The sequence below is a fragment of the Thiohalomonas denitrificans genome (assembly GCF_016841685.1).
Taxonomy (GTDB): domain Bacteria; phylum Pseudomonadota; class Gammaproteobacteria; order Thiohalomonadales; family Thiohalomonadaceae; genus Thiohalomonas; species Thiohalomonas denitrificans_A.
On record NZ_JAENYR010000003.1, the window covers coordinates 77,809 to 90,374 of the forward strand.

7 protein-coding genes are annotated in these 12,566 nt (G+C 55.8%); all 7 read left to right on the plus strand.

Annotation, left to right across the window (positions count from 1 at the left end; translation table 11 throughout):
* Positions 1 to 150 precede the first annotated feature (150 nt).
* The 7 genes from Q7L05_RS01155 to Q7L05_RS01185 all read left to right on the plus strand — a co-directional run bounded on the left by Q7L05_RS01155 (position 151) and on the right by Q7L05_RS01185 (position 12,034).
* Positions 151 to 7,734, plus strand: a complete 7,584-nt coding sequence (locus Q7L05_RS01155) for an NHL domain-containing protein (RefSeq protein WP_303900977.1) — start codon at positions 151 to 153, stop codon at positions 7,732 to 7,734.
* 23 nt (positions 7,735 to 7,757) lie between these two features.
* Positions 7,758 to 8,234, plus strand: a complete 477-nt coding sequence (locus Q7L05_RS01160; protein ID WP_303900978.1) for a hypothetical protein — start codon at positions 7,758 to 7,760, stop codon at positions 8,232 to 8,234.
* A 375-nt stretch (positions 8,235 to 8,609) separates the two neighbouring features.
* Complete coding sequence (locus Q7L05_RS01165) at positions 8,610 to 9,326, plus strand: hypothetical protein (protein ID WP_303900979.1); 717 nt, start codon at positions 8,610 to 8,612, stop codon at positions 9,324 to 9,326.
* Positions 9,327 to 9,362: 36 nt separating this feature from the next.
* Complete coding sequence (locus Q7L05_RS01170) at positions 9,363 to 10,037, plus strand: RHS repeat domain-containing protein (protein WP_303900980.1); 675 nt, start codon at positions 9,363 to 9,365, stop codon at positions 10,035 to 10,037.
* Positions 10,038 to 10,183: 146 nt separating this feature from the next.
* On the plus strand, positions 10,184 to 10,549 hold the full coding sequence (locus Q7L05_RS01175) for a hypothetical protein (protein WP_303900981.1): 366 nt from the start codon (positions 10,184 to 10,186) through the stop codon (positions 10,547 to 10,549).
* Positions 10,550 to 11,452 carry an RHS repeat domain-containing protein gene (locus tag Q7L05_RS01180; RefSeq protein WP_303900982.1) on the plus strand — a complete coding sequence of 301 codons (903 nt, stop codon included), beginning with the start codon at positions 10,550 to 10,552 and terminating at the stop codon, positions 11,450 to 11,452.
* Positions 11,453 to 11,464: 12 nt separating this feature from the next.
* Entirely contained in the window at positions 11,465 to 12,034 is a 570-nt protein-coding gene (locus Q7L05_RS01185) for a tetratricopeptide repeat protein (protein ID WP_303900983.1), read from the plus strand.
* The last annotated feature ends 532 nt before the right edge of the window (positions 12,035 to 12,566 follow it).

Genomic DNA, 12,566 nt, shown 5'->3' on the forward strand with positions numbered 1-12,566 from the left:
GCTGCGAAGGTGTTGACATCTAACATGGTTTAAATGTAAAAACACCGAAAAGGATAAGGGAATCTGCCGTACGAAACGGTAGGCACACGCTTTCAGGAGGCATGGAATCCCACCGTTGCCGCGCCTCCGCAGGATGAATTGGAGGCCCTGATGGGCAGCAAAAGGACTCTTCCGTGGATTACCACGCTTGCTTTACTCTCGTTCGGGATCCTGAGCAGTGCGATTTCGGGCTCGTTTTCATCGGATAGTCATGTTGATGCTGTCTGGATCGGGCACACCGGCGGAACGCTCAAGATAGCCAGCGCCGATGGCGAACTCCTCTTCGAAATTCCCAACCCCGACGGTATCGATTCGGTCGCAGTCGATGGTGAAAGCGGAAGGCTCTGGGCCGCCTCCCATGGACGTGTAACGGCCTGGTCCCCCTACGGCGAAAAGCTGTATTCCACCCTACTCCCTCAGGGCAAACGTGAGAGATCGGAACTGCTGCTGGCGCCCGACTCCCGACAAAAGGCGCTTTGGGTGGCGAGGCACGATGTTCTCTATTGGATCGACGCTTCTGGCGCATTGGAGCAGGTTCAAAGTTTTCGTCAACCAGTTACAGCCTTGGCGCTTGACGAGAATGATGGCCGCCTTTGGGTGGCCACACGCGCGGAACTCTCTATTTACGAGACTATCAGCTCGAATCTAAGCAGCGGCATATACAAAGGTAAGCAGCCCCTCCAGGCCCTGGCCTTCGCTCCCTCGCAAGGCGAGCTCTGGGCCGCGGATCAACGACGGCTGTATCGTTTCGATGACCAGGGGCGAAAGACCTTCGAACTGAAGCTGAACGGCATCATCCATATCGCCGCGGATGGCGAAGACGGCGTTTGGGTCGCGGACCGAAAACGCGTTTACCGCATGGACCGCTCCGGCTTAATCCGCTCCGACTCCGCACCATTCCAGGGGCGCACCGGCACCCTGATCGCCCTGGATGCCGACCGTTCCGACCAGACGGTGTGGATCGCTTCACAAAGCCGAATCGCCCAGCTCTCCCCCGATGGCGCCGTCGTGCGTGAACTCCCCCTGGATGCGATCAGCAGCGGTCGGCAGATGCGTGCCCTTGCAGTCTACGCCGATACCATCGCCCCCGAAGTGACCATCACCGCACCCGTCTCCGGAGCCTACCTCAACGAAAACACGCCGGCACTTGCGATCGAGTACAGCGATGTCGGTGTGGGGGTCGACCCGCAGACACTCCAAATCGAGGTCGATGATTCTGCCGTGGCGGTTGAATGTGACGCTCAATTGGAGACGGCGGCCTGCAAAATTGTCGAGCCCCTTCGCGAGGGCCCGATTTCGTTTGCCGCAAAGATGGATGACCGCTCCGGAAATACCGGTATTTCCGAACCGGTGGCGATCACCATCGACACCATCCCTCCGGAAATCACGGTATCCGCCCCCAAAAACGGAAGCTACACCAACGATCCGCAGCTTGGCCTGTCGGGCCTGTTGAGCGAAGCCGCGAAGTTGACCGTAAACGGCGACCCTGTTTCACTGCAAAGCGACCACAGTTTCTCCTTCACCACCGAGCTGGAGGAGGGCGCCAACACATTCGATATCCTTGCCATCGATTATGCAGGTAACCGGGGCGAAGTGCGCCTGGATGTGATTCTCGATACCCAACCCCCGCAAGTAGTGGCCGTTAATAGCGTCACTGTGGAGTTCGAAGGGGATGAGGCTATCGTAACGGGCTTGGCAGGAAGTGCGGAGCCTGGCACAACGGTTACCGTAACGAATACCCGAACCGGCGAAAGCGTCACCGTCACGGTTGGAGAAGACGGCAGCTTCACCATGGCCATCGCTGCCGAGCCGGGAGATGTTCTCGAGATCCGTGTGGTGGACCGGGCCGGAAACAGCAGCGACGAGACGCGACTGGACACCGGAAATGACCAGCCGGAACCCGGGCCAGGATTCGTCCCTCCCGATCCAGCAACGACTGCGCCACCCCTCAGTCCCACAGGCCCAACGTCCCTCGCCGCCGCCACCGAATTCCTCTACACCGGCAATAACCGCATTCAGTTTGACGTCGAGTCCGGCACCATCCAGGACTATCGCGCCGCCGTGCTGCGCGGCCGGGTGACCGACCGCAATGGCGAGCCCCTGTCCGGCGTCACCATCACGGTGCACGACCACCCCGAATTCGGCTGGACCGGCACCCGCGCCGATGGCCTCTTCGACTTGGTCGTCAACGGCGGCGGGCTCCTCACCGTCAATTACAAAAAAGAGGGCTACCTCCCGGTCCAGCGCAAAATCGATACCCCGTGGGAGGACTACACCTGGCTGCCGGACGTGGTGATGATCCCGCTCGACACCAAGGTCACCACCATCGATCTCACCTCGCCCGCACCGATCCAGATCGCCCAGGGCAATGTGATCACCGACAAGGACGGCAGCCGCCAGGCAACCCTGCTGTTTCCGCAGGGGGTGCAGGCGCAGATGGTGCTGCCAGACGGCACCACCCAATCCCTCACCACCATGAATGTGCGCGCCACCGAGTACACCGTCGGTACTGAAGGGCCCAAAACCATGCCCGGCGCCTTACCTCCAACCTCGGGTTACACCTATGCTGTGGAACTGAGCGTGGATGAGGCGGTTGCGGCTGGCGCCAAGGAAGTGCGCTTCGATCGTGTGGTGCCATTCTACGTCGATAACTTTCTTGATTTTCCCACCGGAGAGATTGTCCCGGTGGGTTGGTATGACTATGACAAGGCCGCCTGGATCCCTTCACAAAATGGTCGTGTCATAAAAATCCTCTCCATTAACAACGGTCTCGCCGAGATTGATATTGAGGGCAGTGGTGATCCTGCTACCACAGCCAGCTTGGCAGCGCTGGGCATCACAAATGCAGAGCGAACCCGCCTGGCTGAACTCTATTCACCGGGCCATAGCCTGTGGCGTTCACCGATAAGACACTTCACTCCCTACGATTGTAACTGGGGTTACTGGGTACCCGATGATGCGGTGCCCCCTGATAATGAACCGCCTAAGACGAAGGATGATAATAAACTGGACGATCCGAACATCAGCTGCGGTTGTATTATCGAGGCTGAAAATCAGGTGTTGGGCGAATCACTGCCGATTAACGGCACACCTTATACCCTGACTTACCGTTCGGATCGTACACCCGGCTACCGTGCCATGCGCACCGTCAAAATCCCGCTTAGCGGAGAAACGGTACCCAACTCTCTCGATCGCATTGCTGTATTCATTACGGTTGCCGGACAGCGGATTAATCAGGTTTTCAAACCGTTGCCGTATCAACAAACAACCGTAGTATGGAATGGCAGGGACGGTTATGGGCGTAAGGTTTTGGGCGGTGCAGAGATGAATATACGGGTGAGTTATATCTACAAAACCTCGTATGCAGCAGCCTTGGCTGGAGGTGGCGGCACTTTTGTCTTTGGAGAGCCTGGGGGCGGAGGCGTCCTTAACCCAAAGAGCCGTGAGATTGAACTCGTCTACTCGCAAGATTTCAGCGTTCCAGCAGCCTCCAGCATTGCCGGTGTGAACGGTCTGGGTTTCTGGTCGTTGAGTCCGCACCATACCCATTCAGTTACTGACGGGACGCTCTATCGCGGCGACGGCACACGTGCCGGCGCACCGAGCTTGCAGCTTAGGATTGCAGCCGTGGCGGGTGGTGGCGATCCCAAATCACCTGCTTCTTCCGCCCCTGCTACCGATGCCTGGCTACAGGCTCCATGGGGCGTCGCGGTAGCGCCGGACGGAAGTATCTACTTTTCCGAGACTTCCAGCAATATTGTCCGACGCGTAACACCTGATCGGCGTATTCACACAGTAACTACCGGTCCCCTGGCCGCACCCACCGGTGTAGCGCTAGGCCCCGACGGTAGCCTCTATATCGCTGACCTAAGAAACCACCGGATTCGTCGTGTGGGGCAGGATGGGAGAATCAGCACCGTGGCAGGCGGTAATTTTGGCGGTTACAGTGGTGATGGCGGACCGGCTGTATCGTCCAGTCTCCATTCCCCTCGTGGTGTCGCTGTTGGCGCTGACGGCACACTCTACATTGCCGATACCGGCAACCGCCGTATCCGCAAGGTAACCCCTAACGGCATTATCACCACCGTGGCGGGTACCAGCTATAGCATCCCGTATAACGGTGCGCCCACCTACAATGGCGATGGCGGTGCCGCCAAGGAGGCGTGGCTAAGCATGCCGACTGATGTTGCCGTTGGTCCCGGTGGCAGTATTTATTTTTCGGATAGTGGAAATTATCGTATCCGGCGGGTGGGCGTGGATGGCACTATCAGCACCGTTGCCGGTAATGGTCAGGAAGGTTACACAGGCTATAGTGGCGACGGCATAGCTGCGACAGAGGCACCTTTGTTTGTGCCGCGCGGCCTGACCATCGATGCCGACGGCAGTGTTTATTTCACGGAATATACCGACGACTATCTATGGGCGCAGGCGAGCGTTTACGGCAACCGCGTGCGGCGCGTCGGACCGGATGGCATAATCAATACGATTGCCGGTAACGGTATATCGTTGACCAATCTCAATCTAAGCAGAAACACGCCTTTTGAGGACGACGGCAAGACTGCGGTGGATGTCTCTTTAGATTCACCAAAGGGGGTCGCGATTGGTCCCGACGGCGGGATCTATATCGCGGCGTCAGGTAACGGCCGTATCCTGAAAATCAGTTCAGAGGCGACAGCCATTGAGGGTGGGCGTTATCTTGTGCCCTCCCAGGCTGGCAGTGAATATTACTTGCTCGATATCCTTGGCCGCCACTATGAAACAATAGATAGCATTACCGGTGCTGTACTTCAGACTTTCAGTTATAACAAAAAAAGTCGGTTGATCGGTATCAAAGACAGTAATGAGAACACCACGGAAATAGAATACGACAGCTCCAGTGAACCGGTGGCGATAGTTGCCCCTAACGGTCAGCGTACCGAGCTGACTCTCGATGAACATGGTTACCTTGCCGCAGTAAGTGATCCGGCAGGTGAATCGCATAGCATGAGCTACACTGCGGGTGGTTTGCTGACCTCGATGACAAAGCCCTCTGGAGCTCAATCCATCTATGACTACGATCAGGTTGGACGCCTAATAAGAGATGAGGACCCGGTCGACGGCGGCTGGTCGCTCGTCCGTACAGAGTCTGGAAAAAGCCTGGAAGTGAGCATGACCAGCGGTGAGGGACATACTTCAAGATACAGTGTAGAGCGCCTGAACGAAACGAAATTGCTGAGGGCTTCCCAGGGGACGGACGGGGCAAAATCCACTCGTAGTATTACCACATCGGCTTCTGAAATCACGGAAGTGGCGACATCGGCCGATGGCACGGTGAGCACCCTGCGCAAGGCCCCGGACCCGCGCGTCGGAATGAGAGCCCCCTACTTGGACGCCGCGACCGTGAGCACTCCGGCTGGTCTGAAACAGACCATCTCGGCCACCCGCGAGGTGACGCTCTCGGATCCTGAAAATCTCCTGAGCCTTACCGAATGGTCCGAGAGCAGCACCGTCAACGGCCGCAACGCAACCACTGTATTCGATGCCGAAAATCGCGTGTGGACCAAGACCAGCGCACAGGGCCGGACGAGCCTTGTGGAGGTAAACGTGCAGGGCCGCCCGGTGCTTGCCCAAACGGAAGGCCTGGCCGCCGTGAGCTACGAATACGATAGCCGCGGTCGCCTGAGGACCTTGACTGAAGACGGGGGCGACGGCCCCCGCACAGTGGCCCTAACCTACGACCCGCTCGGCAATCTTGAAACAGTCACTGACGCCCTTGAGCGGACCTCCCGTTTCGAGTACGACCTCGCAGGGCGTGTAACCAAACAGACCCTGCCGGACGGCCGGGAGATTGGCTACCAGTACGACGCCAACGGCAATCTCACCGCCCTCACGCCGCCCGGACGCGAGGCCCACGTGTTTGCCTACACGCCCGTGGACCTGGAGGAGCAGTACACCCCGCCGGATCTTGAAGGTGTCGAAACGGTCACCCGGTACGCATATAACAAGGACAAGGACCTCACCCGCATCGACCGCCCCGATGGCAGCGCCGTTCAGCTCGGCTACAACGCAGGCGGCAAATTAACCTCCCTCACCTACCCGGAAGGGCGGCTCGACTATACCTATCACCCGGGCACCGGCCAGCTCTCCGCCATCACCCGCGCCGACGGCGGCAGGCTCGATTACACCTGGGACGGCTTCCTGCCCCTGGCCGAGACCAGCACCGGCGAGGTGAGTGGTACCGTCAGGCGCACTTGGGACAACAACTTCTGGCTCACCGGCCTGTCCGTCGACGGCAACCAGGTCACCTACGGCTACGACGACGACGGCCTGCTCACCAGGGCCGGCACGCTCAGCCTGAACCGCAATGCCCAAAACGGCCTGCTGAGCGCCACCGCAATAGATTCGATCGAGACCAGCCGGACCTGGAACACCTTCAGCGAACTCCAAACCGAGACCGTCACCCTCGACGGCCAGCCGGTCATGACTGTCGAGTACACCCGCGACAAGCTCGGCCGCATCAGCGAAAAGCGGGAGACCACAGACGGCTCGACCACCACTTACGCCTACAGCTACGACACCGCCGGCCGCCTGGAGACGGTCAGGGAAAACGGCATCCTCACCGCCACCTACACCTATGACCAAAATGGCAACCGCCTGAGCAAGGCCACGCTGAACGGCACCGAAGAGGGCGCCTATGACGCCCAGGACAGGATGGTCTCGTATGCCGGGGCCAGCTACGAGTACACTGAAAATGGCGATCTCAAGGCCAAAACCGAAAATGGTGCTACGACCGGCTACACGTACGATGCTCTCGGCAACCTGCTGAACGTCACCTTCGATTCCCCTCTCCCCCCGGGAGAGGGTCAGGGTGAGGGGATCGAGCAAATAGGCTACGTCATCGACGGCAAGAACCGCCGTATTGGCAAGAAGGTCAACGGCCAACTCGTCCAGGGCTTCCTCTACCAGGACCAGCTCAACCCGATAGCCGAGCTGGATGGCGACGGCAACATCGACGCCCGCTTCGTCTACGGCAGCAAGTCGAATGTCCCGGACTATATGGAAAAGGACGGCGCCACCTACCGCATCGTTTCTGACCACCTCGGCAGCCCACGTCTTGTCATCGACACCGCCTCTGGAGACGTTGCGCAGCGGATGGCGTACGATGAATTCGGGAATGTTGTCGAGGACACCAATCCCGGATTTCAGCCGTTTGGGTTTGCCGGGGGGATCTACGACCAGCATACCGGGCTCGTGCGATTTGGGGCGAGGGATTATGATTCGAAGGCTGGAAGGTGGACCAGCAAGGATCTTTTAGGTTTTTGGGGATCCCGTAGTAACCTGTATGGATATGTTCTAAACGATGCAATTAACTCAATTGATCCATTTGGTTTGATTGATTTCTACCAACCAACGCGGGGTGAGAATGCAGCTCTACCCCCAACCTCTAACTGTGCAATAGTGGGCGACTGTCGTGAAAGGCTTGATAAATACATTGAAAAAATCAATGAACCTATCAATCAAAGACCGAAAAAAGATGAGTCGTCAGACAAAAAGGCCAAGGGTAAAGTGCTCGATAAGCTAAAGAATTTACGGGACGAAATAACCAAGGACATGATTTGCGCAACAATGAATTCCCGTAGGTGTGACGGGGACTCGAGTCAGCCAATCTGGCCGCCTGAGTTGGAAGAGGAAAAAGTTGATAAGTGTGGGAATTGAGACGTGACTTGAGGGTTTTGTAAATGTTTAGATATTTTTGGCCTTTATTACTCTCTATCGTGGCTATTTCAGTTCATGCTGAAGAATCCGTTAACTTGATCGGTGAGTGGGAGCAGTTTGAAGCTGGGTGGGAAAATAAATATACATACTTTCGTCTGGATGCTGATTCAAGCGGAGTTTTTGCGACTGTCAGAGGGAACGGTGAGCCGAATATAGATAAGTTTAATAAAGGCCAAGTAAGTAAGGAAAACGGTATTTTCAAAATTAAATTTGACCAAGGAGATATGAGAGCAATACTGATGCTGTCGGGTTTCAGGCCTAAGCACGAAACTAAACCAGGATTGCTAACTGGTGCATTGTACATGTTCGAGAAAAAAAACAGTGGATTTGAACTTTTTAATACAGTTTTTGTTCGCTTAGTAGAAATTGACGAGCATTCATTTGTGACTAGAATAAACAAACTGCACGGTCAGCTTGAAGGCCGGTACTCACGGCCTTGACTGTGACGCCCAAAACTACACCTGCTGACCGGCACCCTGCTTGAATCGGTTGAGACCGACCGGACCCAGAATAAATGGGGTTTGCGCCAAGCAAGCCTGTAGAAGGAGGAAGTCGACGAAATGACTTCATAGGCGGAAACCTTCTTTAGCCCAGCGGGTGCGAATCCCGCATGGCAGAGCCTAACCAGCAGCCATAAGCGAGTCTTGCGTCGGGTCGGGGCAACCCACACGGCGAAGCGTAGACAGCGAGCCTGAAAGACGTGCTATTGAACTTCGAAATTCACATCGCAAGCGCCTTTGCTTTACCCCAGGTGGGGGCCGCGTTGGCGTGACGTATCGGTGAGCCACGGACAAGTCTGCCGGAGTCGCTGGAACATGCCCAAACAGGCAAGAGGGTTTAAAAAAGGGGTCGCAGTAAAATATCACCGCAGCCGCCTCAATTACATCTGGGACGGCTTCCCGCCGCTGATCGAAACCGCGACCGGCGAAGTGAGTGGGACTATCGCCCGGCCCTACGACAACAACTTCTGGCTCAACAGCCTGTCCGTTAACGGCACATCGGTAACGTTCGGTTACGACAACGACGGCCTGCTCACCCGCGCCGGTAGCCTCAGCCTGAGCCGCGACGCCGCAAACGGCCTGCTGCCCGGCACCGCCCTCGGGCCGGTGGAGACCGAACAGACCCACAATGCCTTCGGCGAACTCGAAACCGAGACCGTCATCGTCGGCGGTGAACCAGTCCTGACAACCACCTACACCCGCGACAAACTCGGCCGCATCACCGAAAAGCGGGAGACCACAGGCGGCACGACCAAGACCTACGCCTACGGCTACGACACCACCGGCCGTCTGGAAACCGTAAAAACCAACGGCCTCACGACCGCCACCTACACCTACGACGAAAACGGAAACCGCCTCAGGAAGACCACCCCTAACCGCATGGAGGAGGAACCTATGACGCCCAGGACCGGATGGTCTCGTATGCCGGAGCCAGCTATGAATACACTGAAAACGGTGAACTTAAAACCAAAACAGAAAACGGTGCTACGACCGGCTACACGTACGACGCCCTCGGCAACCTGCTCCAGGTAAACCTGCCGGGCGATATGACTATCGAGTACCTCATCGATGGCAAAAACCGCCGGATCGGCAAAAAGGTCAACGGCCAACTCGTCCAAGGTCCTCTACCAGGACCAGCTCAACCCGATAGCCGAGCTGGACGGCGACGGGAACATCGAGGCCCGCTTCGTCTACGGCAGTAAGGCCAATGTGCCCGACTACATGGAGAAGGGCGGCACCACCTACCGCATCGTCTCTGACCACCTCGGCAGCCCACGGCTTGTCATCGACACCGCCACCGGAGAAGTTGTGCAGCGGATGGCGTACGGTGAGTTTGGGAATGTACTCGAGGACACCAATCCTGGGTTTCAGCCGTTTGGGTTTGCTGGGGGGATTTACGATCAGCACACCGGGCTCGTGCGGTTTGGGGCTAGGGATTACGATCTGAAGGCAGGCCGATGGACAGTTAAAGACCTGATTCGTTTTGAGGGTGGAGATACTGTGCTATATGGCTACCTGAATGGCGATCCTCTAAATCGCATCGACAGCGACGGTTTTGGTCCTGTACTCGGTGGAGCCTGTATGGCAGGAGACGCGGCTTATCAGACCTATTCGTTCAGAGAAACGATGAAGAGCTTAACCGAATCAACTGATTTGATAAGAGATCAATTGAATAGAATCGATGATGAGATATCGAATTGCCCGAATGGTGATACCAAAAGATTGGTGAATTGCTTGAGCTGAGAGACCAGACATCGATTTACTTGGCTGAAGCAATGCTGGAAAATCAAAGCATAAAAGGTTCTGAATCTCTTAAAGCAATTGGCCAAGGGATGGCTGCTGGTGGAGTTTGTGGAATATTGTGGGCGATACCACCCTATTGAGCCAATATGAATAGAGTATCTACAGTTCTGTTTTTTGGATTATTAATAAGTATTGTCGGCGTATTGTACACTGGGCAAATTTACTTTTTTGCGAAATGGGAGCGAGATATTTTTGAAAATTTGAGTCCGGAAAGGGACCCGACATTGGACAAGATTCCAATTCTTCTTGGAGATGTTGAGCAAAGGGATGTGATCAGTGATATTATCAGTGGGTTTTATGAGAGGGAATCGATTACGCACGATATACTTACTGAGCAGAACGAAAATGTGAAAATGGATGCTCTTTTTCTGATGGCTTTTTGGGTATTAAATTTTGGTCTTTATGCGTCTTTATTGCTGAAGCTAAGACATGGGTGGCGCCTGAATAAATAAATGGGACTTGCGCCAAGCAAGCCTGTAGAAGGAGGAAGCCGACGAAATGACTTCATAGGCGGAAATTGCCAAAAAAGGAAACGGCGCTACGACCGGCTGCATTACGATGCTCTCGGCAACCTGCTTCAGGTAAACCTGCCGGGCGATATGACTATCGAGTACGTCATCGATGGCAAGAACCGGCGCATCGGCAAGAAGGTGAACGGCCAACTCGTCCAGGGCTTCCTCTACCAGGACCAGCTCAACCCGATAGCCGAGCTGGATGGCGACGGGAACATCAAGACTCGGTTCGTCTACGGCAGCAAGGCGAACGTTCCGGACTACATGGAGAAGGGCGGCAACACCTACCGCATCATCTCCGACCACCTGGGTAGCCTACGGCTTGTCATCGACATCGCCACGGGCGATGTCGCGCAGCGGATGGCGTACGATGAGTTCGGGAATGCTATTGAAAACACCAATCCCGGATTCCAGCCGTTTGGGTTTGCAGGCGGCCTCTACGACCAACACACCGGACTCGTGCGGTTTGGGGCTAGAGATTATGATGCCGTATCGGGGCGGTGGACGGATAAGGATCCGATTCGGTTTGCTGGGGGTGACCCGAACATCTACACCTATGTGGTAAACGAGCCCATAAATTTCATTGATCCAGAAGGGTTGCTTTTTACCGGTCTGCACGGATTGTCCCGAGGTATGACTACCCGCCAAGCTGCACAAGCAGGCTTGATGGGAACAAAGGCGGCAGTTACTGCGGGTGCTGCTACCGTGGTTGGTGGTGCCTCAATCTACCGGGGTGGCGCTTTCCTGTTAAAGTGCACAACTAAAAAGGTGATCGATCCTGTTGTGGGCGCACTCATAAAAGGCTTAGATGACGCAGCGATGCCGGCTCCTCGTGCACCTTGATGGTTGGATACAGTGAATAACTTGGAGAAAGAGCTTAAGGAAGCCGAAAGCTGCTACTCCCGTGGCGAGTATCGAAATGCGTACCAACGTTATTTATCTCTAGCCGAAGCGGATCATGCAGAAAGTCAGGTGTTTATCGGATGGATGCTTTTGAACGGCATAGGCACAGCAAAAGCTCCTGACCGTGCATCGTATTGGTTCCGCCGGGGGGCATCGCTCGGCTCCGCCCGTGGAGCTTTTTTCTATGGACGATATCTCACAAGCAAAGGTATGCACGAGGACGCTTTGGCGTGGTACAGGGTCGCGGCAACTCAACAGGATATACCTAGCTTATTTCGCGTAGGTTATTCTCTCACCAGGGGTAAGGGAACAGCGGTTAACCTTGAAAAAGGTTACGAGTACTTGAATTCCGCTGCGAAGAAGGGCCACGTGTTCGCGTTGAGAGAAATTTCTTTACAGGACCTTAAGGGGGGGCGTGGATTGTTGGGTCGAGTGGGTGGGCCTTTTTTGTTTTTGTTTTCCATCCTGTTGGGTTTAATTGTGGCACTCAGAGACCGCTTCTCGGAGCGCTTGCTAGCCTGACTATTCGTTGGTTTGAGATAAAGTGGCCTCCATGGTCGGATAAAAAGATCAAGAACAAATGGGGGTTGCGCCAAGCAAGCCTGTAGAAGGAGGAAGCGAATGAAACGACCTCATAAGCGGAAACCTTCTTTAGCGACCCAGCGGGTGCGGAACCCGCATGGCAGAGCAAACCAGCAGCCATAATGGTAACCGGCACGGCTGAAGTATGCCAACGCACTTGCGGAGGAGTAACGGAAGGTCGAGGCTGTTTTCTTTCCCCTGCTGCGCAGGCCCGCATCGTGGTCCCCGTGTTCCCCGTGGTTCGAAATTCAAGGGGGGAATCGTTAACTTCTTGAGGAGGAGCCCCAGCGACAAAGCAATCTCGAAGTGTAAAGTACCAGATTGCCGCGTCGCTGGGGCTCCTCGCAATGACGGCTGAACGTTCGTCACCGATTCGGGCTGCGCAGCAGGGGGTACGGCTCGCAATGACGGCTAAAGGTTCGTCACCGATTCGGGCTGCGCAGCAGGGGGTACGGCTCGCAATGACGGCTAA